Consider the following 21,807-nt stretch of genomic DNA (forward strand, 5'->3'; position numbering starts at 1 on the left):
TCCCGCTTGAGGCTGTAAAATAAATGTGTCAAAGGAAATTGAGTATTACCTTTAGCGCAGCAAAATGGAAGCAAAAGACAGTTTCGATCTTCTTCAGATCGAAACTGTCTCTGAATAAATTGGAGGATCGGCAAACACCCCTTCGGCAAAACGGCACCCTTGGCTATTGCCTTTGCGCAAGCTCATAACTGTAAATTCGGATCATGCAAATAAGTTGAATCTGCCCAGTGCGCCGCATCGGGGTAAGCCTGCCGGATTATCCTGTACTTCATGTTATTCTCCTGCAGTCTGCCGTTCTCCTGGTACAGGCTGAAGCACAGCCCTACGAAGATGGCAGTTGTCAACAAACACACCATGCCCCCGATCAAAAAGCCCCTGGACCTGTCCTCGAAATGGTGGTAATGCCGCACAGGCAACAACTTGGGCAGCTTGGTGATCTTTTCCTGAAGTGAAGCGATCAGGGCATAGATCTGCAGGGCCTGCACGCTCAGGTCATGCCGCTTGAGGAGCGCCTTCAGCTCCTCAAACTGGCTGCTGCAGTCAGGTGCCTGGGCATCCTGCGGGGGATGCGGCGCAGTCCCTTCCTCGAGCTTCTCCAGCCGCTTGTCCTGCAGGGCCAGCACGCGCTCCACGTCCAGGAGGCGCTCCTCCAGTTCTTCTGTTTTCATAAGCGGATTCTCTTTTTCTTTTTGCGTTTCCTTTTCCTGAAGGAATAGTCATTCGTGTCCGCTGCCTGCCCGGTGGTGGGAGCCAGCAGGCCCTCAATCGGGGTAGTAGCAGGATGGGGTGCCGCATCCCTGCCCGTGGTAATGCCAGGGAAGGATGCCCCTGTATGACCAAGTGCGCTGTGTTGCCCGGAGACCTGTGGCGTCAGCTGCGCCAGTCTACTGTGCTGTTCCAGCTGTTTGTTGATGGCCCGGTAGCTCAGGCTTCTGTCGATGCTGGAACCCTTGAAACTGAGCTCCCCCATACGGAAGCTGATTCCCTGCACCTGTTCCGTTCCCCTCTTGTATTTATAGTCGATCAAGATGCCCTTGCCCAGGAGCAAGTGTTCCAGCTCCTGCCAGGTCCTGGCCTTTGGCAGCGCCTGTCGGACCGCGTCATGCAGCTCGTATTTGGCCTTGTCGGCCCCTTTCAATCGCTGGCGGTTCACCTGCCCCTTGTCCGGGGCCAGGTAGTAGCCGTGCCTTTGGGTGATTTCCCGGCACACCCTGGCGTTGCGCCGGTGCTGGAACCTGTCCGAAATCGTTTTCCCTTCATAGTTGACCCGGTTGTAGACGATGTGCAGGTGGGGGTGCTCCCGGTCCCGGTGCAGGACAATGAGGTACTGCGTGTTCTGGATCTGCATCTGGGCCATGTACTCTTTTGCCCGCTCTGCCATCACCTGAGGACTCAGTTTTGACCTGTCATGCACGCTCCAGTTCAGGGCGATGTGCCCCACGGCCTTCTCCAGCCCGGGGTTGAGCTTGCGCTGCAGGTTGAAGTCGGCCGCCATCGAGGCGACAGTGTCCGTGCGGACGCCCTCCCAGTCCAGCACCTCCGCTCCTGCTTTCTGGACCACGTAGCGCACGCAGCCCGAGAAGCTCTTACCGGTCATCACCTTTCCGATCATCTCTGCCTATTTGCTGAAGTTTGTTATGAATGTCATTAAGGAGCTGGCGGCACCTGCCCTGCAGGGTCAGCAGCCCCTGGCGGTGGGCCAGCCGGACCAGCTGGTTGAGGTTGTTGGCCATACCCGAGAGCATGCGCAGCGAGGCCGCCTCCTCGGGCCGGAGGCGCGCCACGACTATTGCCTTCTTGGCCGCCGCCCGAAACCAGGCCGAGACGCTCAGGCCCGCCTCCCGCGCCTTACCTGAGATCAGGAGCCGCTCCGTGTCGGTCACCCGCACCACCAGGGTATGGCTGCGCTTCACCCGCTTGAGCGGGCGGCCGCCCTTCTTTCCCTCGTGGCTCTGCTGCCGCTGTGCTGTCTCTTTTTCCATGCTCTTGTTGCTTCACGTTGTAAGAAGAATCCCCTGCTGCGACCACCGGGAGCAGCGGTGCCGGCAGGAGTTTTTGTATGACAAAAACACAAACTTGCTCCCCACTTTCAGAGGCTCCTTCCCCTGGCCCCCTTCCGGTGTCCGAAGCCTGGCCGAAGCTTCTTGGGCTTCCCCCGCCTGGCCACCAGCAGCTCGTTCACATCCTTGTAGTTCTGGTAAAGGGAGGAGCGGTCCCGGCAGTTCAGCCCCGACCTGAGGAGCCGCTCCGTCACCTTCCTGCCCGCCTGATCATGATCCAGGAAAAGCAGCACTTGCCGGTGCCGGCCAAGCACGTCCAGACTTCTATTAACCAGTGCAAGGGAGTTGAGGACCAGAAAGCTGGAGCTGGTTGTGAGGCGGGGGCGAAGCTCGAGGAGGGAGAGGAAATCCATGAAGCCCTCCACCAGGCAGACGGTGCCCGCGCCGTTGTCCACGAATGTGATGTCCTTGGGGGAGGAGGAGCCCTTGAACCAGGCGTTGCGCAGCTCGTAGCCGCCCGAGCGATTTTGAAAGCCGATGGCTTCATAGCGCCTGGAGCCGATAGAGAAGCTGACCTCTTGGCAAAAGGGGCCTGCCGTATGAAGGCTGATGCCCCGCTGTAGCAGGTAGTTTGCCAGCGGACTGTTCTCCTCCAGCGGCTTTGCCGCCAGCACTTTGATACTATTGAAGGGCGCTGGCGAGAGAGGGGGAACTTCTCCCTCTGCTTGTTTCCCGGTTGATTGTATACCGTGGCTAGATGTTGCTGCTGAAGCAATAGTCTGCCCGGAGAGGAGCCGGATGACCTCCCGGATCGAGGCGGTGCGGTGGAGGCGCAGCGCCAGGTCGATGACCTTGCCGCCCTCCCCTGTGCCGTGGTCGTACCAGCGGTTCAGGCGCGTGTTGACCTTGAAGGAGGGCGTGCGCTCGGCCATCCGCACCGGGGAGATGTACCACCAGTCACAGCCCCTCCTGTAGGCAGGCTGGATGCCCTGGCTGGCCAGGTAATCCGTGATGGAGATTTCGCTGTTGATCTGCTGGATGTTCATCGGTTTTCCCTTCAGAGGCGAGAGTGGAAATGATCGGGGCGGGAAGCGCTTTTTCCCGTGGCAGGCATTCTTTTTCCTGGAAGGCGCTATTTTCTTTTTCTGCCGGCTGCAAGCTGGACCGCCTCCTCGCGGATCTCGGAGACAGTCTTCCTGCGGCCCTGTCGGACCCATTCCTCCAGCTCACTTCGGTGAAAATACAGGCGCTTGCCCCGCTTGCTGAAGGGCACCTCCCGGCAGCTGACCTTAGTGTAGAGCGTGGCCACGGAGAGGTGGAGGAGGGTGGCGGCCTCCTGGACGTTGAGGATGGCCGCTGCCTCCTGGTGGGGGCGTTGTTCGAGTAGCAGCCGCTCGATGCGGCCCATCTTCTCGTGCAGCAGGCTGACGGCGCGGGGGAGTTGGTCGAAGGTGAGGTTTTCCATGGCAGCGTTCTGTTTGGTTTGTGCTACAATGGTAATGACTATGTTTGCAAGGCTGCAAGTGGGTAGTCCTGCATCCTGCCTGTTTCCTACCGTTAGTTATAGTTTTTCTGTGTGCGGAGCACCGGGTAAACAGCATAAGTTCCGTCCGGTTGTTTCCGCACGTCTAGGATAGGGGACTGGCAGGGCTTGGCGTTGGAGGAGATGATGGCGGCTAGGTAGTTGGGCGGCAGGGTTCTTTGCTGTTTGCGGTAGACATAGGCAAAGTGGGCCGCTATCCACGACTCCAGTTCGCCTTTCAGGCAGCCCACGATCAGGTTGGCCTCATAGAGCTGCTTGAAGGCGTCGGCCAGCTGGTTGCCATTCCCGTGGAAGAGCAGGGGAGAGGCCGGGGAATGGTTTCCCTCGAGGAGGGCCAGCAGCTGCTGCTGATCCCCCGGGGTGAAGTAGCCCTTTAGGACTTCAAAGAGCCTCTCCCGCACCCCGTCCACAAACCGGGGATGGCCTGTGACAGGCCTGGCAGGAACGGTATTTTCCGTGGCTGCCTCCTGCGGGGTGGGAAGCAGCGCCTGCACGTGCCGGATGAGATGGGCCAGCAAAGATTCCCGCAGCTTGACCGACTCGCCCAGGTCATCCACCAGCTCCTCCCGGACCGCGATGCCGGCCTCGATGGGCTGCAGGTTGCGCAGGACAAACAGCTCCGGCAGGCTGAGCTGGTGGAGGTGGCCGGCCGGGTAGGCTCGCCCGTAGTCCGGGGCATGGTTGTGGAAGCTGACCCAGAAGGCCCTGAAGCGGTCTTCTATCCCGGTGATCTGCTCCAGGACGAGCTGCAGCTGCGGGTGGCGAAGGGGGAGCAGATCCAATGCCGCCATCTGGGCAAGGAGCCTGAGCTCGCTCTCGAAAACGGCCGCCTCGTCGTAGGGCGTCTCGTGCCTGATGTCGTAGGTGCTCACCTCTCGGAGGCCCAGAGGGCCTACAGCCTCTTTCCTATGGATAAGCCTAAGCTCAAAGGTCTGCAGGCGGGTCAGGAATTGCTTCAGGTGCTTCATGACGTGAGTTTTTTAGGTAATTTGGTACGGCATTATTCAGCCTCCTAAGAGGACTGCTGTTTCAACAATTAACTTATGGGAGACTCAGCTTAACCTCATTCTTACAAGTAAAGGCTCTCCCTGCAAGTATCGAATAATAAGAAATGGGCACCACGAATTTTGAAATTTAATATAAGCATTTAGAAATATATACACAAGGTATTGCCGCCTCTGGCTCCCTCCCTTTCTGGAGGCTAGCTTAGTCGACAGCGACCAGGCTAACGACCAAGCTGAAGAAGAACTTGCGAAGGGACTGGCACCAGAGCATATAAAGTTCCTACAGTATGCTTTGAAACCAGCTAAACGGAAAGACATTTTAGAGAGGACGTATTAGGCTTGGCAACTCATACGGACAACGTACGGCGCTATATCGACCCTTTGATAGCCGAGGGTTTGTTGGAACGAACTATTAAGAATCGACCCAGCGGTCCTTTACAGCAATATATTATAACAGAGAGGTGAAAGATGCTGAAGCATCAACAAAGGCAGTAGATTCCTTCTACTCCTAAAGAAACTGGAGCCGGGCCCTCTGTAGCTGCAAGAAATTTTGATAATATTTCTTGCAGCTATCTATGCATCGGTGTAATATTAAGCATGAAGGACATTGAACTTAGCGGTACTTACCGATCCTGGTTTGCTGAGCTGAAGAGTAAGATACAGACTGCGCAGCTTAAGGCGGCGGTAAGAGTTAACACGGAGCTTATTCTAGTATACTGGCAGCTTGGAGAGGCTATTGTGCAGAAGCAGCAGGAGGCCAGCTGGGGAGACACCCTGATTGAGCAGCTATCCAGCGATCTTAGCAGTGCGTTTCCAGAGATGAAAGGATTTTCCCGAACCAATCTCTTCTACATCAAGAAGTGGTACCTGTTCTACAGCCGTGAGCGAGGCTTAGTGTCCCAACTTGTCGGCCAATTTCGCGACATTCCTCATCTAGACGCTACACAGGAATTAGTCCCACAACTTGTGGGACTAATTCCTTGGGGGCATAATCGTGAAATCGTCACTAAGTGCTCTAGCGTCAAGGAAGCGCTCTTTTACGTCAGCGAGACAATCCGCCATGGCTGGTCACGCGCGATGTTGCTGCACCAGTTGGCGAGCAGGCTGTATCAGAGGCAGGGCCAGACCCTGAACAATTTCGCATTAACGCTTCCCAAGCCACAAGCCGATTTAGCCATCGAAACGCTCAAGAACCCCTATAACTTCGATTTCCTAACCCTGGGGCCGGAAGCACGTGAAAGGGATTTGGAGAATGCGCTGGCCAACCAGATAACCAAGTTTCTGCTGGAGCTAGGGCAAGGGTTTGCCTACATGGGCAGGCAATACCGCTTAAACATCGATGGAGATGATTTCTATCTGGACATACTGCTCTACCACACTAAGCTGCGCTGCCACGTTGTAGTGGAACTGAAGGTGACGGAGTTCCAGCCGGAGTTTGCAGGAAAGCTGAACTTCTACCTCAATGCGGTAGATGCGCAACTGCGGCAGCCGGCCGACAACCCAAGCATCGGCATCTTGCTTTGCAAAACCCCCAACAAGGTGGTGGTAGAATACTCTCTTAAGAATATGTCTGCCCCCCTAGGAGTGGCCGAATACCAGGTGCTGCAAGCAGTTCCGGAGGGCCTGAAGGGAGAGCTGCCAACCATAGAGGCCCTAGAGCAGGAGCTGGAGAAGGAGATACAAACTCCTGAAAGGCCATTGGATCAAAAGCTCAAGAAGCTAAAGGATTTGCTCAAATCAGTAGATAGAGAGGAGGTAAAGAAAGGCAAGGACAGGGAGTCTGTCGTTTCGCTGTTTGAAAAGGTGCTGCCGGAATTAGCTACCAGAATAACTAAAGGACTGAAAGAAGTAACGCCTCTGTTCAGTGACTTTTGGTTGATGAAGTCTATAAATCATACCTCCAAAGTCAACTATACCAAAGAGGAGCTGGAAGAGATCCTACAGCGTGAAAACGTTCATCAAATCGGGTTAGCAATACGCCTAGAGGGCTTCAAAAAGGCTGGTACAAAAGTATTCGGATTATCAAAAGACTTGGTATTCACACTAGAGGCTTATAAGTATGAGGTAGGGGCCGACAGGCATCATGCATGGCTGGAAAAGCTATATCATCAGGATTGGACGGACGAAGATCTTCAGAATCTGTCAGACAGATGGTGCGAGGAAGTGGTAGAACACATTACGCAGCGGCTTGAAAGCATACAGTAACGACAGCATTACCCTGCAAATTCTAGAATGCCGACAGAACAGTATGAGCTTTTTTTGCACGATGAAGATATACTTCTCCATGTAAACCTTCTAAAGGAGAACCACCAATAATCAGAAGCAAAGGCGTACAAGCACCATGTAGGCGTCCTAAAGCAAAATCCTGCATTTGCTTTAAATCGACAGCACTCGCCTGAGGAGAGGATGCAGGGTGACTGTGCCACTCGCCTACATAGTGCAATAGAGGGTCTTTCTTTTTGGCGGCTGCCAAGGCTTTGAATATACCCTCGGTTCCTCTCAAAAAAGAGGTGCGACCGTGCTTTGAGTCGACTGGAGCAGCGGTCGCGATGGAAATTGTTGCCATGCGAAGGTTACCATCGTAACGACCTATCAGGATACCACCCGTTTCTAAGGGATGATATCGGGAAATATCATCCTTGATAACAGCGAGTGCCTCATCTAGGAAGTGGGCACAGTATTTCCCGTCGGAGGAGCAGAATAAAGGGTTCATGCCAAAGATCCCCTGATCACTCTTTCAAGCTTTGGAACTTGCCATGAGTGACAATGTCCGACAGGCAATGAGACTTGTCTTTCATACACCTGCTCGATAAGTTCCACAGCTATACCAGCAAGTCCAGTAATTCTATTAAGGCGGGCAGGAGTCAATGGATGCCAGCACCCTACACCACGGGGCATATCTTCTTTTAAAGCAGCCAAGTGCTCTTCAACCCTGAAAGGTTCAAACCACTCATGAAAAGCATCGGCGTCGAAACTGGAAGCAGAATCCGAATAGAAAAACAAGCGCTGCGCATGAAGACCCAGCGAGAGGCTGATAATCGGCACCTGGCCCGCAATGCCAAGAAACGGCAGCTCCCGCAACACCGTGTCTGAGGCTGTAGCATCAATGACAAGTGTGGCAGCATTCACTGCTTCTTCCAAGGCCTTATCTTTTGAAGTAGCTGAAACCGCAAGCCCCACCACGCTGGCCGAGGGGTTAGCATGGTTCAAACCGTAGGCGACGGAAATAGCCTTGTTCCTGTTTAGCTGTGGCAGGTTCAACGGGTGCCGGACCAGATTGCCAGCCTCCAGTAAGTCTGGATCCACTATGGTCATGTCAGTAACCCCCATACGGACCAACTGCTCAGCCAAATGAGCGCCCAGAGCCCCTGCCCCTATCAAAAGCACATTCGCCTTACGTAAAGGGAGTGAAATCCTACCTCTGCTTTGCAAATCATTTGGATGCCAGTTTTCTGCTCTGCTCACCCATCGGACAGGCGAGGAGCTTCGAAGCGTATTTTCTACCAAAGAAATGCGAGCCTTGGCAGAAGCATTGGTTTTTGGCGACAAAACAAGGGCTTGCCAGTGATACCTGTAGGGTTCTTCTTTTACTTTGCTTGGAATCGGCATGCCTACAAAAAGAAGAAGCTCGTTGTGGGTCCTGAGCTTAGCCAAGGAAGGTCTAAGTAAATCGATAAGCGATTTTCCTTGACTGGCCACAGCGTCAGTAAGTTCCTTCATGGTCGCAGGCACTTGCCAGCGGTTAATTACTGGGACCTCATCCAGGCGAACCCACAAAGCATCTTGATGGCTAGGCAATTGATCAATAGCTGTTCCCCAAGAAGGTTCATATACTGTTTTGTCACCTCTATGGTCCTTGAACTCCTGCACTATGGCAACATGGTTCAAATAGGATACAGCCGCAGTGCCAGCGTAAAAAGGACTCTGCTTCCAGTGAGAAAAAGAAACCTCATCTTCATAATAAGCCAATGTAAATACCTTGTTCTTAGACTCAGTTGCTGTATACCTAAAGCCTGTGTCAAAGTCAGGTAGCTCAAAGTGATCCCCCGCGACTGCTAAGGTGTCTGTAGCAGCGCATTGCAGCCATTCCAGCGCCCTCGCCGCATGCCAAACCACACGGTGCACGGTTGAGGTGGGCTCAGTCTCCATCGCATTACGTGAAGCGGCAAACCCATGGGTTTCGCTTAGGCTACAGATATGTCCGTTGCGTACCGGCCACAGAGGGTGTACTCCTCCATTGTACTGCTGATGCTCAAAAGTCGCGGTTACTCCTTCCTGCCCGTTGGAAGGATGCACTTGTACTTTTCCCCAGGGGTCAACGCTGAAGTCAACGATGATTCCCCACTCTGTGAAACGGTAAACGTCCTTCGTCGGCTTTGTACCGAGCATCTCTAAGCGGATACGCAGTATCCAAGCATTGCTTGAGGGGATTGGCTCCCAGTCTCCCAGGAGCTCAATACCTCTCATTCCTGACATCAAGACACTGCTTTGGCCCAAAGCCAATTGGTCAAGCTCATTCATAAGGCAGAAGATTATGCGAATCGCCCTCCACCGGTAGACCCGCCTTGGCTTGGAGGAATATAACCGCCTCCACTGTTGCCGCTGCTGTTCTGTTTACCGATCTCGCGAAGCAAGGCCTTAACGTTTTGAATAGCCCGCGTTACATTGTACTCACTGGCATAGCCTTCCGAGCCGTCGGCCAGAACTTTGTTGTTCTTAGCCTGGAAGCGCCAGCGCCACTCACCTGCTTTGTCTTCGAAATACTCCCATTCCGGCCCGTGACCGGACTCTTCATCTCGGGACACTTTTCGCTCTGGGGCATTTGGCCCCAATGTTGTGAACAGGGCCGCTCCTTTCTCGCAGTCCTTACGGTCGTTGTAACCTTCTCCTGAGTCAGCCACAATTGCGCCGTTGTCATCCTTTAGGCGCCAGCGCCATTCAAGACTTTTGTCTTGATAAAAATTGAATCCTTTCATGTGTTGAGTTAAATGTTATAAAATATGGAATGTTAAAAGCTGATGATAGACTCTTTTTATCATTAATTTTCAGACGCCTATTTAATTTACTTTATTCTCTTTTGTTCTATACAAAGCTATAGCTCTTGAACGCAACCTATTTGCGTTCAAGTAAAAAAATGTAAATTGTTGAAAAATAATTTGGTATGCCGCAGAATAAGCAAGCATATGTGCGAATGAGGGTAATTGATGATTGCTTGAGAAGCAAGATCAGGAAGTATTGGTCAAAGACTGACTTAATTGAAAAAATTAGTAACACAAAAGACATTAAGATAAGCGAAAGAACCCTCGATTATGATATCTACTTGATGCGTAACTGTTCTCAGCTCAACTACAATGCTCCAATAGGGTACTCGAAGAAAGAAAACGGCTACTTTTACTCAGATTCTAACTTCTCCATAGCCAATCTGCCCTTAAACGAAATTGAGTTTAACGCACTTGCAACGGCTGCTGCAACACTAAACCAGTTTAAGCACATATCTGTCTTTCGGGAATTTGCCTCAACAGTAGATAAGGTAATCAACCTTGTACAGCACATAGAATATCAAAGGTCGGAAACCGGTTTGAAGTTCATGGACTTTGAGGAAGCTCCGTATTCTGTAGGCAATGAGCATTTAGACATACTTATTGATGCAACCAGGCATAAATACCCAGTTAGACTGATATATAAGAAATTTGATGCTGCCAGACCCAAACCACGTACAGTTAGTCCATATTTGCTCAAGGAGTACCGCAACAGGTGGTATTTAGTAGGATTACAACATGAGACAGGCAGCCTGAGAAAATTTGCATTAGACAGAATCTGTAGTCTTGAGCCTACTCGGGATACTGTGTTTATGGATAACTATGGGTTCAACCCTCAACTTCATTTTAAAAATGCCATTGGTATTTCTTTGGAAGAAGAAACAGTAGAGGACGTAACTCTATCTTTTACTCCACATGACGGGAATTACATAAAGACACAGTATCTTCATAGCTCTCAGGAAATTCTAATTGATGACAAAACAGAGCTAAGAGTAAGGCTAAAGGTGGTGATTAACTATGAGCTTATTTCTACTATTCTAAGTTTTGGAATGGCTGTTAAGGTTATTGAACCTGCAGTTTTGAAGCAAAAAGTAATCGATAACTTAAAGAGTTGTCTTCAACTTTATTAGAGACTACTCATTTTAGGATTTAGTAGTATTAATTATAACCACCCTTAATCACATAATCTAGGTATCAACTAATGCTTGTCTGAAGTGATGAATTTTCTTAATGTGATAAATGGACCCTACAAGAGCCCTTCATCTGCCATGGAATAATAGGTCTCGCTGGTGAGGATAATGTGATCCAGTACAACAATGTCGAGCAGTTCTCCGCCTTGCTTCATTTTCTTTGTCAATTGTAAGTCTGCCGCACTCGGCTTGGTGTTGCCGGAGGGGTGGTTGTGGCAGAGGATGATGGAGCTGGCGCAAGCTTTAAGCGCTGCAGCGAAGATAAGCTTCGGGTCAGCCACCGTGCCTGCCACGCCTCCGGTTGAAAGCTCGTAAATGCCCAGCACCCTGTTGGCCCTGTTGAGAAGCATTACCTTGAACTGCTCCACAAACTCTATCTTTCCTGTATCCCAGCTTTGGCGGAGCACCGCTGCGCTGTCAGTGGAACTGGTTACCTGTGGACGCTCGGATGGTTTTACTTTGGAGCGGTAAGTCAGCTTGATTTCTGCTACTCTGTTTAATCCGGATTTTTTAGTCAGCTTTTCCATAATCTTGTTCTTTTAAGTATGAGGAATTGATTATGGTGCCCTCACTGCCTCCGGGATCGGACTGAGGGCATAGGTGGAGCCTGTAAAAATGCGGAGGGCTCCTTTCAGGGATACCCATTTTTTCAGGACTACCTTGTCCCGTGTCCGGGCCGCAAGGCTACCTTTGCGCCGAAATGAATGACAGTGGACTTTTGCTTTGAAGTGTCCTAAGTAGTGTTCTTACAGGATTGTCTTTTATTTGGACTTCCTACTAAGGCAATTGCTTCTATTTGCAGGTTCTGAAAACTCATGTCTTGTTTTAAAAACAAATTAGTGAACTTGTTGAGTGTTTAAGTCGCTCAACAACTCCTAACTGTAGTTTGCCAAGTTTCTCCTTGACCTCCATAGCAAGGTAAATACTGATCAGCCCTCCTCTAACTCCAATCCAGATAGTTATGGGCGGGTGCTGGCACCAAGAAAGAGCCGCCATGCGAATCCGTCATCATTAACTCTCTTATCTACTCTACCTTCTCCTTTCAGGCCACCCAGTTACGAATGTAAGCGCATTTGGTTTCCTGAAAATAGCCTATTCTTCTGTTCTGGAACAGAATTTTCCAAGAAGTCTTCCTTTACCTTTATACTACACCAAAAGGGAAAGGGACATGAATAAAAAGCTGGCCATAGAGGGGATTACAGCACTGCTGATCCTGCTATTTCTTTATACTGCGCTGAGCAAACTGCTGAATCTGCATGCTTTCCGGGGGCAGCTGATGCTGCAGCCCTTCCCTGCAGGATGGGACACCTTGCTGCTGTGGGCACTGCCCTTGACAGAGCTACTGGTTTGTGTTTTGCTTTTCTTTCAGCGGACACGACTGCAGGGCCTCTACCTGGCAACGCTTCTGATGTTGGTTTTCACTCTGTACGTTGCCCTGGTTCTTACTCGCGCTTTCGGCTACATTCCCTGCAGCTGCGGGGGTGTGCTGGAGCGGATGGACTGGGAGACACACCTGGTCTTTAATATAGTTTTTCTGGCTTTGGCGATCACAGCGACAATACTTCATAAACGATCAGAACGGCAGGAGCCTGCTGTGCGGGCTGCGGCTGGGCTATCTAACGGAAAGGAGGGAAGCGGTAAAGAGTAAGCATGGAAACAGCGCAGCAGGGGAGCCCCGCTGCATGGGAAACGACAGTATAAATTTTCCGACTGGGCAAGGGCTCGGGAGCCAGTTGGAGCAGGTGATCGCCTGAACCTGCCAATCTCAGGCAACTTTAAATTTTTAATACCATGAAAAAGATGAATTTGAGTATGCTCGCCATTTTGCTGGGGACAGCGTTGGCGGTTGCGGGAGTCGAGGGGAACTCGCAGCCGGAAGCGCAACAGGAGCAGTGGTTCCTGCTGCAGATGGGAGGTGATCCCTCTGATCCGAATGACTACACTATAACAGGTGGATCACCGTCCAACTGCGTGGTGGGCGACCACCGCTGCGCTATTCTAGCGGAGGAGGATGCAACCAATCCAGGTAAGCCGACGCAGGATGGTGTAGATGACCCTGCAAGGGAAGTGTTCCGCAGCCAACAGTAGGCAAGGAAGCGCTTTTCTGATTTAAAAAAAGCCTGATGCGAATACGCACCAGGCTTTTTGGTGTGTGCTCAGTTCTGCTGAATGCCGCTTATTTCGATTACCCTCTGGGGAAGCGGAAAAACGTAGCGAGTATCCCCCGGGGGGAGCGTGTGTGTGCCTTCTGGCAGTTCTCGGGTCAGCGAAACGGCGTAGCGGCTATCCTTGTTGAGGCGGCGCAGGTCAGCCCAGCGCATGCTTCGGAAGGCCAGCTCTTTTCTGCGTTCCTCCAAGATGATGTCCAATGCCTGGGTGCCGTCAGTAGCTTCCAGGGGCGTGAAGGTACCGGCCTTCCAGCGTTTTTCCAGCAGGACATTAAGCGTGGCCATGGCTGGCCCCGCCTGACCCAGCCGGGCATGGCACTCGGCGCGGATCAGGTACAGCTCGTCGGTGGCGAGCCCGGTGAAGAGGAGAATGGACCCGGCGTAACTTCCCCGGAAACCGATGTTGCCGGGTTCATACTCGTGGTAGAAGACTTCCCGGCGCAGGTCATTCTCCCCATAGAGCGCGTACAGGTCCGGGTTCACTTTCCCCGCCGGGTAGTAAGTGCCGGAGAGCATAAACATGGTGCTGTGGAAAATCACCTCCTCGTTCATACCTGGGATCGGGTTCGCTGCGTTCAGGTCCAGCAGGTTGTAGTCCAGCAGTTTGTCATGCAAACTGAGGGCTCTGTCCGCATAGGAGAGGGCCTCGGGGTAACGCTCCATCTGCAAAAGGGTGCGGGCGAGCAGCGCGAAGGCGGACGGCTTGGAGGGCCGTGTCTTGTAAGCTGGCACTTTCGGCAGCAGTTCTGCGGCTGTTTGCAGGTCTGCCAGCACCTGGTCGTAACTTTCCTGCACGGATGCCCTACCAGCACGCTCGTTGATGTCAGGGGTCAGTTTGAGCACAATGCCCGGGTCTTGAGCTGCCGTAGCCTCATTGTAGGGCTTCGCATAGACCTGCAGCAGGTTGTAGAAGGCATTTGCCCGGTAGAAAAGCGCGCTCCCCCTGATCATGTTCCACTCGCTTTTTTGGTGAGGGGCGGGCTCCAGTTTTTCCGTGCCCTCCAGCACCAGGTTGGCGTACAGTACCGCGTTGTAAGACAGAGACCAGTCATTGCGGTCACTGTCATTGTAGACATCCCGCTCCCAGGCGTAGACGTTCTTGACCGTCAGACTGGAGAGGGCGTTCCAGTCCGCAGGCCTGATATATAAGTTGTCGGCGGCGACTTCGCCTGTAAAAGGAGTCTCCTGGTTCAGTACGTAGTTGTTGTCGAGCAGGCGCAGGAGGTTCTCAAGCCTATCAGTCGGGATCGCCAGCGACTTGTCAGGCTTTACGTCCAGGAAATGCTCGCAGGACGAAAGCGAAATCGCCAAGAGTAGGGTGAAAATGCATTTTATCTTTTTCATGGTATCGATCTTTTAGGATTAGAAGCCAACCCGGAAGCCCATGGATAGGGTCGGTGGCGGTGTCATGTAGTGGGCATGGTCTGGGTCAAGGCCGTGCTTGTTGGCGCGCCACAGGATTCCCAGGTCCCGCGCTACGGCGTAGAGCTGGACGTGCTGCACCATGCGCCAAGAATCAGACGGCTGCAGCACGTCTACCGTGAGGTTGATGTCCTGCAGCCGTATATGGTCCCCTTTCTCCACCAGGGCGGCGGAGTTGGCGTAAAAGGTGTCGCGGTTCACATTATTAGGGTAGACCATGGATGGAACCGAAGTGCGCTGCTCGTCTCCCGGCTGCTGCCAGCGGTGGGCAAAGTCCGGGTGGCTTACCCAGCCCTGGAATAGGTTGTTGTAGTGGATGGAGGGGCGCCTGAAGTAATACCCGAAGCGGTAGCTGATATTTCCGGACAGCGTGACGCCCTTGTAGCGGAAGGTGTTCAGGAAGGAGCCGAAAACAGGAGGCAGGGCTGGGCCATGGTAGACCAGTTCCTCCAGCTGCGTATGCCGGGTGATGGCCGTGTAGTCTTTGCTTAGTTCCCCCTCAACGAGGCCCTGCGGATCTCCTGTCTGCGGGTCCAGCCCCTGCCAGGCGTAGCTGTAGATGCTGTGCGGGGGGCGCCCCTCAACCGGCGTGACGGAGAGGCCGGAATTGATGAAAGTGCTGCCGCTAGCCGTGGTGTGCTCATAGCGGGTGACCTCGCTTCTGTTGTAGTTGAAGAGCAGGGTACTGCTCCAATTCAGGCCCCTATCCAGCACTTTTCCGGTCAGTGAGAGGTCCACGCCGTTGCCTTTCATGGAGGCGACGTTGCGGCGGATCCTGCTGCTTATCACACCGGCCGTCGGGTCCACGAGAGCATCACCGATCAGGTCCGTACCCTTCTTGATGTAATAGTCAAGCGTGCCGTGCAGGCGCTCGTTTTTCAGGCGGAAATCCAGGCCCATGTTCCAGGTGGCTGCTTTCTCCCAACGCAGGTCCGGGTTCGGGTAGGTGCGCACAACCGCGTAAGGGCCGCCGTTCAGGTTGCCCGAAACGGAGCTGATGGTGGCCAGGGCGGTCAGGTTGTTGTCCAGGTTGCCGTTGTAGCCAAAGGAAGTTCTGGCCTTTAGGTATTCTAGCCAGGGAAGGGAAAAGAAGTCCTCCCGGTGTGCGTTCCAGGCCAGTCCGGCTGACCAGAGGGGAACGCCGCGTTGGTTGCTGTTCACCCCAAAGAGGTTAGAGGCGTCCTTGCGGGCACTCGCGGTTGCGACATAGCGGCTGTCATAGGTGTACGTGGCATTGGCGTAGTAGGAGGTAAACCGCTGGTTTCGCTCTGAAAAACCGGTGTTGTTTTGAATGCGGCCCCTGGCGGCCGGGTTGAAAGAGAGGGGAAACTGTGTCATATTGTCAACAGGCACGGAGGTGCCCACGCGCTCATCATAGCCATAGGCCCGGAACTGCTGACCGGTGCTGCGCTGTGTCTGCCCTTCGGCACCGGCCATTGCCGACAATTCATGCTTGCCGGCTGATAGGTCGTACCGGAGCTGTCCCCGGCCGTTGTGGGACCGGAACTGGCCGTGCCAGGTGTCAATAATGCTGCCCCGGGGAACAGGGAAGCTCAGCGTTCCGTCCGGGTTCACCTGGGTGAAGCGGTTGATCAGGTTGCGCGTCCCGTATGCCTCGGATGTCTGCAGGTTGGTGTTCAGGTCCTGGTTATGGGCATACTGGTACTTCCCGATAAAAGTCAGGCCTTTGAACAGATCCACGTCCACCCCAACCGTCACGATGGCCTGCTGCTGCTCGATCGTGTGGTCAATTCCGTCAGCATCCCGCAGCGGCACATATTCCCAATTGAGCAGACCGCTGGATGCGGCAGAGGCGGCATAGTCCTGCCGGTAGTCCCTGGGCAGGACCACCGGGTTGCCCTGTTCGTCCGCCAGGCGGGCATAGGGGTAGAGCCTTTTGGACTGGTCCAGGCTGATGTCACTGAAGGCGGGACGCCCGAAGCGCCTGGTCCCCTGCGCCAGGTTGATGCCTGTGTGCAGCGTCAGTCGTTTGGTGGGGGTGTAGCTGTTGTCGGCGCGCAGGCTGATGCGGTGGTTGGGATCACCCAGTTGGCCGGTGGCGGCATCGTAACCGCCTGCCAGGTAATAGGACATGCGCTCACCGCCGCCGCTCAGGTTAAGGGCGTACTGCTGGTTTACCCCGGTATCGTAGAGATGGCGCTGGAAATCGTCCCGTACGTCGTGGGTGGCCAGGCCCTGCAGGGCTTCCTCCAACTGAGCGTCTGTGAGCTGGCCCTTTCGGTGCAGGATCATCAGCTCTACGGCAGGCGAGAGCAAAGTGCGGGCGGGACTGTTCTCCTGGCTGTTGTAGAAGCCTCTGCCGAAAAGAAAGCGTTCCACCCCGATGAAGTCAGCCGGGGCCATCATGGGCACCTGGCTGAAGTCCGGCTTCTGCAATACGCTGACGTTAGCATTGACGTTCACACGCATGGGCTGCTGGAGCCGTCCTTTTTTGGTGGTGATTACGATCACGCCGTTGCCGGCGCGGGCGCCCCAGATGGAAGCAGCTGCCGCGTCCTTGAGCACCGTAATACTCTCCACGTCGTTGGGATTGATGGCGATCAGGCTGCCTTCGTAGGGGAAGTTGTCCAGGATAATGAGCGGTTCGGCATTGCCGTAGATTGTGCTAATGCCCCGGATGTTGACTTTGGGGTTGTTGCGAACGCGCTCGTCGAAGTTAAGCCCGGAGGTGACGCCCTTGAGCCGGTCCAGGATGCCTGGGCTGACGGAGCGGTCGAGCAGCTCCCGCTCCACCTGCGTAAAGGAGCCCGTCACCCGCTCGGGAGCCAGGCGCTCATAGCCCGTGGAGACGAGCACTTCCCCGAGGGACTGGGAGTTTTCACGCAGGGCAATGGTCATTTCCCCATGTATAGGCGGTTTTAGCGGCACCTGCTGTGTGATATAACCCAGAAACGAAATCTCCAGGGTGTCGGCAGCCGGGGGAGGGGCTAGTGTAAAGTGCCCCTCGGGGTCAGTGGCGGTGGCGGTGTTAGTGCCCAGCAGGCGCACCGTGGCACCGGGGAGCGGGTGGTTGCCGGGAGAGGCGACCACACGCCCCTGCAGCCGCTCCTGCCCCAGAGCGGGGAGCGTAATGCAAAACAGCAGGAAAGCGATTAGTAGTTTTGGTTGCATACAGGATTGATTTTTAGGTTTGGAAATACTTATTGGATGATGAGCACCTGGAACGGACGCTTTTTCTTCTGCAGCTGGAGGCCATAAGCCGCCAGCCGGGTGTTCAGCCGGCTGATGTCCTGCAGGTCCCCTTCCGACAGCTGGAGATCGATAGGGTAGGTGATGCCTGTTCTGTCGAGCACCGGAAGGTCCGGAATATGCTTGTTGAGAAAAACCACCAGCCTGTTGACCGACTCGTTGCGCATGTACTTGTCCGGGTCGCTGACGTCGGTGAAGTTGTGGCCGGACTCACCCCCCGAAGACCGCGGCACTGCCGCTCGGCCCAGTAGGGTCAGCTCCCAGCAGTCGATGCGCTTTTTGCGGACGCTGGCCTGTAGGCCGAAGAGCCGCTCCAGGTCCTGCTGCATAAAGGTGTAGAGCTTGTCGGAGAGGGCGGCGGGCAGCAACATTTCGTAGCAGTAGTTCTTGTGCTGGCGCTCTTCCACCAGATTGTGCACCTGGTGGGCGCGGGCCTTGTCGCTGGCCAGGAAAATCTGCTTCTCCGAGAAGTAGGAGGGCAGGCCACAGGAAGCCCGGAGGAGTTGCGCTACGGAGGCATTCACGATCTGCAGGCGTAGGGTGGAGTCTGTCTTCACCTTGCCGGAGCCGCCGCCTAGCCCGGGCACATATGGAGTGAGAATGGAGCGGTAGCGGGGGAAAGGGGAGCCACCATTTCCCTCGTGGAAGAGCGGTTTGCTGTGGTCATGATCCATGACATCTTTCTTATGGTCCTTGAAGTGGCCTTCCTGCCCGCGCAGGAGGCGGCGTACCGTTGCGGGTGTTGCGTCGTACGGACCGGTCTGGGCAAGCAGCCTGCCCTCCGGGCTGATCCACACGAGATGGGGCACAGCATTGTAAGGGAAGAGCTCCTCCAGTTGCTGGTTGTTTAGCACGATCGGCAGCTTCATGCGCCGCCCGATAGGGTTGTTGGCGAGGAAGGCCTCCACCTCTTCCCGTTTCTGGGAGGTGACGGTGATCACCTGCAGGCTATCGCCAAAGGTCTGTTGCAGAGCCTCCAGCCTGGGGAGCGCCAGCAGGCTGGAACCGCATGTGGTGGCCCAGAACTGCAGCAGCACGACCCTGCCGCGGAAGTCGGAAAGGCTGGCTGTGCCGGATGGGTTGTGAAGCAGGGTGCTGAGGGTCACGTCGGGTACCTGCTCCCCTGTCTCCAGTTCGGCGGCAGCGTGCTCCTGTGCCTGTCCCCGAACGGTTTGGGAAAGCAGCAGCGCCATCAGGGCGAAAGCCAGGCAACACGCATGATGGATAGTTATTCTATTTAAAAACTGTTTTATTAACGGCATGTATTAGTGTTTAAAGGTTTAATTGATGTGTAAGGCCACAGGTGGCCACTGGGCTTTTCTCCGCCTAGTGGCCTGAGAGAAGGTAGCTGACAGGGAGCAGGAAGAGGAGAGGCGGGGGCGACCGGCGCGAGCGAGGGACGGTAGACTTCGCTCACGGGCGACTGCGGTTACTCACCTTAAAACTATTCTATAACCTATAGAGCAGCCGCCCCCTGCACAGCCGGACAGTGCCGGGCGCCCCGGCCTCCCCTAGTGTAGCATTGGATCGCGGCGGCAGCGGCAGAGTATGACCGCTGCCGAGGCAACAATTGATTCTGTAAGCTGGTCCGGGCGGTGTGTCTGCGGACCGCCAGCAACTGATCGGAGGGCAGCCTGCAGGAAAAGTATAGGCATAGGAAGCCCCGGAAGCCATTTTTGTGGTTTCATATAAGTGTAAATCAGGATGTAACAATTATTTAGCCGCTAGTGCGGGTGGATCTGTAGGAAACTTTCTAATCAGGCGGACAGACAAGCAGCATCCAGTTGGCAGACACGTTGGTGTGCAGGGATTCCAGAGCCTCGGCCAACGAGGCTTTTTCTGGACAGGTCGTTTTGTTGCTTAACTGCGGCGTGGAGCCGGTTTTCTCGGGCATGTCATGCAGTTGATATAGAGCTGAAACAAGCGTTTTAAGATCTTCATAAAAGGTAATCAGTTCGGTGTTATGAATACAGGAGGACTTGCTGTCCTTCAGGGCCAGGATAAACCACTTCCAGAGGCGTTGCTGCGCTTCGTGCTGCGGGTAGCGGGCGCAGAAGTCCAGCAGGGCCTGGTCGGGCTCGGAGAGTTTGAATTCAGGTAAGGTGTAGGGTATAGAGTTCATGATGGGAATGGGAAAAATTGGAAAATAGAGTTCCTGCCAGCCGCTTAGCAGCGCTGGTCATGCCGGGGAGGGAAAGGGAAGGTCTGCCTACAACACGTGCTAGCTGGTGTTAGAGAGGCAGCAACGGGAAGGAATCAGCTCACTCAGGTGGTGAAATGAGGAGCACCCAGCCGGAGGAAGGACTCCGGTGTGCACATACGCGCTGTATGGTGCTGTTGACTTTCTGATTCATTACTCTGGCTATAAAGTGCAGTTGAATAATGAATCCTGGAAGAGGGGAATCGCTAACAGAAATAAGCGATAGCAATGGAACCCACTCCGTATGATGCGGAAACCTGTAGGAGGGTTGTTGGCACATACAAGAGCGGGCCCATCACTATCGCAAAGATAGTAAATGGGCAACTACTCCTGCATCTTGCACCAACAGAAAGTTTCCTACATTTTCCGCGCAAGACTCAGAACCCAATTGCCTGGATTTCTAATCCTAGATGTTGTTCTAAAAGCTAAGATAGTATATAGATTTCATATATCAAAATATTTTGGAACCATAGTATAAAAATACCATCCTCTTTATTGTCTGGATGGGAAAAGAAATCAAAATCACTCCTACTGACCAGTATATTATTGATAAGGTTAGAGTACTTCGACTTGAGAAAGAAGTATCTCAAAAAAAGCTTTCAGAAATTATAAGTCCATCTGGTGACAATTCAGCTATTGGGAAAATTGAAAGTGTCTCTACAACCCATAAATATACCGATCATCAGCTCAATATAATCGCTAACTACTTTGGCTGTACAGTCTATGACTTCTACCCGGCTGAGATACTGGATGACACGCCCCAGGTGAAGACCAGAGTGCCAATCCCTAAAGGGCTGGGGCCAACGGGTATTATTAATGCTTTGCTTGAGGAGGGAAAGTTTTTCAGTGTGCCGCAGACAATCAGGAAGACTACCGATTACTGTAATGAATACTTCAAAGAAAGCAGGCCTGTGACGGACTACACTGCTATCTTAGAGAGAGCAGTTGAAAAAGGAAGCTTGAAGAAGGTGGAGCTCGAAAGTGGTAACGTGCGGTATCAGCAGGTATAACTATTTAAATTTGCCTTTTCAAAAACATCTTGAAATGTCGTAATTAGAGATGTGAAAAAAGAAAAGCCGACAGGAATCCTAACAATGCCTGTATCATCGATTGAGTTCGATAAAACCTACCGCGTGAGGCAGAAGCGGCTTGAAATGGGCTACACCGCCCGGGAGCTTTCGTTTCTGTTGGGCTATCACCCCCTATATGTTAGGAACGTGGAAGACCCAACTTCCACAAAAAAGTATAACGCCGCTGAGACCAACTACCTGCGGCAGATTTTTGAGTGCCCGCTGTCTGACCTGATGCCGGGTAAAATCGAGGAGCCGTTCTTCCATATCCAGGTAGAGCATGACCTTAATCCCGAGTCAAATAACAAGAGCTATACTATATCTTTTCTGAAAGAAGGAGGCAAGGAACATTTTCTAACCTTTGAGGAGGAACCTGCCAATTTTGAATTGCCGTTGAAAAGTGCGGCCACACAAGAGGAAGTGCAGCAGTTTGTAAATGCACTGTTTGCTAATAACTATTTTGATAAGCCCCGAACAAGGCTGGAGGTTTTCAAGCTGTGTCAGGAAAAATTCGGAGCTCCTTTGAGGCCTGCATTTGTTGCAGATGCATTAGGGTTTTATACTGGGAAACGGAAAGCGCCCAGATTGGTAAAGGGGAAGAATGAGAGTTCGAGGGATGTGTTTGTAAAAGAGTGACTTGGTAAGATCGCCTTCACAGCTCTTAAAATTATGAATACTTCCACCAGGTAATCAGTAGGGTTAACTTCTAAAAGAATGCGCTGTATTGGTTTGAATTCCAGAAAGCCTTCAATTGAGAGTTAATTACATGAGTTCTTGCGCTATCCTAAGTGCTGATATTCAAAGGGAGCAGAAAGCTAGTAATTTTAGGTTTTGGTCAAGTCAAAAGCATTGTTGGTGTAATATTTTCGCAGTCATAACAACGTTTTGCTACTTTAATGTGCAGAAGAGGGAACACTTATTATTTTGTTGAATTTATACTGAAGCAGTGGAAATAGACTAA

General features: G+C 53.1%; 20 protein-coding genes. 6 read left to right on the plus strand and 14 right to left on the minus strand.

What is annotated here, in order from left to right:
- Positions 1 to 182 precede the first annotated feature (182 nt).
- The 6 genes from I0P70_RS00625 to I0P70_RS00650 form a co-directional block, all read right to left on the minus strand.
- A complete protein-coding gene (locus I0P70_RS00625; protein ID WP_116541355.1) occupies positions 183 to 668 on the minus strand; it encodes a hypothetical protein in 486 nt (161 codons plus the stop codon).
- Complete coding sequence (locus I0P70_RS00630; RefSeq protein ID WP_116541354.1) at positions 665 to 1,612, minus strand: relaxase/mobilization nuclease domain-containing protein; 948 nt, start codon at positions 1,610 to 1,612, stop codon at positions 665 to 667. Before I0P70_RS00630 ends, I0P70_RS00625 begins: the two co-directional genes overlap by 4 nt.
- Positions 1,587 to 1,982: a plasmid mobilization relaxosome protein MobC gene (gene mobC / locus I0P70_RS00635; protein ID WP_116541353.1), complete on the minus strand. Its 396-nt coding sequence runs from the start codon at positions 1,980 to 1,982 to the stop codon at positions 1,587 to 1,589. The genes I0P70_RS00630 and mobC overlap by 26 nt, the downstream gene beginning before the upstream one ends.
- A gap of 107 nt (positions 1,983 to 2,089) precedes the next feature.
- A complete protein-coding gene (locus I0P70_RS00640) occupies positions 2,090 to 3,046 on the minus strand; it encodes a toprim domain-containing protein (RefSeq protein ID WP_196114293.1) in 957 nt (318 codons plus the stop codon).
- 86 nt (positions 3,047 to 3,132) lie between these two features.
- Positions 3,133 to 3,465: a helix-turn-helix domain-containing protein gene (locus I0P70_RS00645; RefSeq protein ID WP_116541351.1), complete on the minus strand. Its 333-nt coding sequence runs from the start codon at positions 3,463 to 3,465 to the stop codon at positions 3,133 to 3,135.
- A 92-nt stretch (positions 3,466 to 3,557) separates the two neighbouring features.
- Positions 3,558 to 4,511, minus strand: a complete 954-nt coding sequence (locus I0P70_RS00650) for a hypothetical protein (protein ID WP_116541350.1) — start codon at positions 4,509 to 4,511, stop codon at positions 3,558 to 3,560.
- A 633-nt stretch (positions 4,512 to 5,144) separates the two neighbouring features.
- Here I0P70_RS00650 and I0P70_RS00655 point away from each other — a divergent pair.
- Positions 5,145 to 6,752 carry a YhcG family protein gene (locus I0P70_RS00655; RefSeq protein ID WP_116541349.1) on the plus strand — a complete coding sequence of 536 codons (1,608 nt, stop codon included), beginning with the start codon at positions 5,145 to 5,147 and terminating at the stop codon, positions 6,750 to 6,752.
- 22 nt (positions 6,753 to 6,774) lie between these two features.
- On the opposite strand, the gene I0P70_RS00660 is transcribed toward I0P70_RS00655, so the two are convergent.
- From I0P70_RS00660 to I0P70_RS00670, 3 genes are read right to left on the minus strand one after another with little or no spacing between them, the layout of a single operon-like run.
- A complete protein-coding gene (locus tag I0P70_RS00660) occupies positions 6,775 to 7,260 on the minus strand; it encodes a Mov34/MPN/PAD-1 family protein (protein ID WP_116541348.1) in 486 nt (161 codons plus the stop codon).
- Positions 7,257 to 9,068, minus strand: a complete 1,812-nt coding sequence (locus tag I0P70_RS21275; RefSeq protein WP_116541347.1) for a ThiF family adenylyltransferase — start codon at positions 9,066 to 9,068, stop codon at positions 7,257 to 7,259. The genes I0P70_RS00660 and I0P70_RS21275 overlap by 4 nt, the downstream gene beginning before the upstream one ends.
- Before the next feature lie 11 nt (positions 9,069 to 9,079).
- Positions 9,080 to 9,523 carry a DUF1508 domain-containing protein gene (locus I0P70_RS00670; RefSeq protein WP_116541346.1) on the minus strand — a complete coding sequence of 148 codons (444 nt, stop codon included), beginning with the start codon at positions 9,521 to 9,523 and terminating at the stop codon, positions 9,080 to 9,082.
- A 185-nt stretch (positions 9,524 to 9,708) separates the two neighbouring features.
- Between I0P70_RS00670 and I0P70_RS00675 the strand changes: the two genes are divergently transcribed.
- Complete coding sequence (locus I0P70_RS00675; RefSeq protein WP_116541345.1) at positions 9,709 to 10,716, plus strand: YafY family protein; 1,008 nt, start codon at positions 9,709 to 9,711, stop codon at positions 10,714 to 10,716.
- Between the two features lie 116 nt (positions 10,717 to 10,832).
- Here the strand turns inward: I0P70_RS00675 and I0P70_RS00680 are convergent, their stop codons facing one another.
- Entirely contained in the window at positions 10,833 to 11,303 is a 471-nt protein-coding gene (locus tag I0P70_RS00680; RefSeq protein WP_116541344.1) for a RadC family protein, read from the minus strand.
- A 641-nt stretch (positions 11,304 to 11,944) separates the two neighbouring features.
- Here I0P70_RS00680 and I0P70_RS00685 point away from each other — a divergent pair.
- Positions 11,945 to 12,424: a MauE/DoxX family redox-associated membrane protein gene (locus I0P70_RS00685; protein ID WP_196114294.1), complete on the plus strand. Its 480-nt coding sequence runs from the start codon at positions 11,945 to 11,947 to the stop codon at positions 12,422 to 12,424.
- Between the two features lie 152 nt (positions 12,425 to 12,576).
- Positions 12,577 to 12,864 carry a hypothetical protein gene (locus I0P70_RS00690; protein ID WP_196114295.1) on the plus strand — a complete coding sequence of 96 codons (288 nt, stop codon included), beginning with the start codon at positions 12,577 to 12,579 and terminating at the stop codon, positions 12,862 to 12,864.
- A 68-nt stretch (positions 12,865 to 12,932) separates the two neighbouring features.
- Here I0P70_RS00690 and I0P70_RS00695 read toward each other — a convergent pair whose 3' ends face one another.
- The 4 genes from I0P70_RS00695 to I0P70_RS00710 all read right to left on the minus strand — a co-directional run bounded on the left by I0P70_RS00695 (position 12,933) and on the right by I0P70_RS00710 (position 19,698).
- Positions 12,933 to 14,288: a RagB/SusD family nutrient uptake outer membrane protein gene (locus I0P70_RS00695; RefSeq protein ID WP_196114296.1), complete on the minus strand. Its 1,356-nt coding sequence runs from the start codon at positions 14,286 to 14,288 to the stop codon at positions 12,933 to 12,935.
- An 18-nt stretch (positions 14,289 to 14,306) separates the two neighbouring features.
- Positions 14,307 to 17,498, minus strand: a complete 3,192-nt coding sequence (locus tag I0P70_RS00700) for a SusC/RagA family TonB-linked outer membrane protein (RefSeq protein ID WP_196114297.1) — start codon at positions 17,496 to 17,498, stop codon at positions 14,307 to 14,309.
- Between the two features lie 29 nt (positions 17,499 to 17,527).
- The gene (locus tag I0P70_RS00705; protein WP_196114298.1) at positions 17,528 to 18,838 is read right to left on the minus strand and encodes a redoxin domain-containing protein; all 1,311 of its coding nucleotides are present in this window, start codon (positions 18,836 to 18,838) and stop codon (positions 17,528 to 17,530) included.
- A 491-nt stretch (positions 18,839 to 19,329) separates the two neighbouring features.
- A complete protein-coding gene (locus I0P70_RS00710; RefSeq protein WP_196114299.1) occupies positions 19,330 to 19,698 on the minus strand; it encodes a hypothetical protein in 369 nt (122 codons plus the stop codon).
- 581 nt (positions 19,699 to 20,279) lie between these two features.
- On the opposite strand from I0P70_RS00710, the gene I0P70_RS00715 reads away from it, so the two are divergent.
- Together I0P70_RS00715 and I0P70_RS00720 are read left to right on the plus strand one after the other, a co-directional pair.
- Positions 20,280 to 20,786, plus strand: coding sequence for a hypothetical protein (locus I0P70_RS00715; RefSeq protein ID WP_196114300.1), 507 nt, complete (start codon positions 20,280 to 20,282; stop codon positions 20,784 to 20,786).
- A gap of 51 nt (positions 20,787 to 20,837) precedes the next feature.
- Positions 20,838 to 21,482, plus strand: coding sequence for a hypothetical protein (locus I0P70_RS00720; RefSeq protein ID WP_196114301.1), 645 nt, complete (start codon positions 20,838 to 20,840; stop codon positions 21,480 to 21,482).
- Positions 21,483 to 21,807 lie beyond the last annotated feature (325 nt).

Origin of the sequence: Pontibacter sp. FD36 (assembly GCF_015686655.1) — a bacterium.
Lineage (GTDB): Bacteria > Bacteroidota > Bacteroidia > Cytophagales > Hymenobacteraceae > Pontibacter.

Coding starts and splice junctions, on each gene's coding strand:
- I0P70_RS00705 (WP_196114298.1), bottom strand. CDS start 18,838: ATGCCGTTAATAAAACAGTTTTTAAATAGAATAACTATCCATCATGCG.
- I0P70_RS00660 (WP_116541348.1), bottom strand. CDS start 7,260: ATGAACCCTTTATTCTGCTCCTCCGACGGGAAATACTGTGCCCACTTC.
- I0P70_RS00710 (WP_196114299.1), bottom strand. CDS start 19,698: ATGAACTCTATACCCTACACCTTACCTGAATTCAAACTCTCCGAGCCC.
- I0P70_RS00645 (WP_116541351.1), bottom strand. CDS start 3,465: ATGGAAAACCTCACCTTCGACCAACTCCCCCGCGCCGTCAGCCTGCTG.
- I0P70_RS00650 (WP_116541350.1), bottom strand. CDS start 4,511: ATGAAGCACCTGAAGCAATTCCTGACCCGCCTGCAGACCTTTGAGCTT.
- mobC (WP_116541353.1), bottom strand. CDS start 1,982: ATGGAAAAAGAGACAGCACAGCGGCAGCAGAGCCACGAGGGAAAGAAG.
- I0P70_RS00700 (WP_196114297.1), bottom strand. CDS start 17,498: ATGCAACCAAAACTACTAATCGCTTTCCTGCTGTTTTGCATTACGCTC.
- I0P70_RS00670 (WP_116541346.1), bottom strand. CDS start 9,523: ATGAAAGGATTCAATTTTTATCAAGACAAAAGTCTTGAATGGCGCTGG.
- I0P70_RS00685 (WP_196114294.1), top strand. CDS start 11,945: ATGAATAAAAAGCTGGCCATAGAGGGGATTACAGCACTGCTGATCCTG.
- I0P70_RS00640 (WP_196114293.1), bottom strand. CDS start 3,046: ATGAACATCCAGCAGATCAACAGCGAAATCTCCATCACGGATTACCTG.
- I0P70_RS00630 (WP_116541354.1), bottom strand. CDS start 1,612: ATGATCGGAAAGGTGATGACCGGTAAGAGCTTCTCGGGCTGCGTGCGC.
- I0P70_RS00715 (WP_196114300.1), top strand. CDS start 20,280: ATGGGAAAAGAAATCAAAATCACTCCTACTGACCAGTATATTATTGAT.
- I0P70_RS00625 (WP_116541355.1), bottom strand. CDS start 668: ATGAAAACAGAAGAACTGGAGGAGCGCCTCCTGGACGTGGAGCGCGTG.
- I0P70_RS21275 (WP_116541347.1), bottom strand. CDS start 9,068: ATGAATGAGCTTGACCAATTGGCTTTGGGCCAAAGCAGTGTCTTGATG.
- I0P70_RS00695 (WP_196114296.1), bottom strand. CDS start 14,288: ATGAAAAAGATAAAATGCATTTTCACCCTACTCTTGGCGATTTCGCTT.
- I0P70_RS00675 (WP_116541345.1), top strand. CDS start 9,709: ATGCCGCAGAATAAGCAAGCATATGTGCGAATGAGGGTAATTGATGAT.
- I0P70_RS00690 (WP_196114295.1), top strand. CDS start 12,577: ATGAATTTGAGTATGCTCGCCATTTTGCTGGGGACAGCGTTGGCGGTT.
- I0P70_RS00655 (WP_116541349.1), top strand. CDS start 5,145: ATGAAGGACATTGAACTTAGCGGTACTTACCGATCCTGGTTTGCTGAG.
- I0P70_RS00680 (WP_116541344.1), bottom strand. CDS start 11,303: ATGGAAAAGCTGACTAAAAAATCCGGATTAAACAGAGTAGCAGAAATC.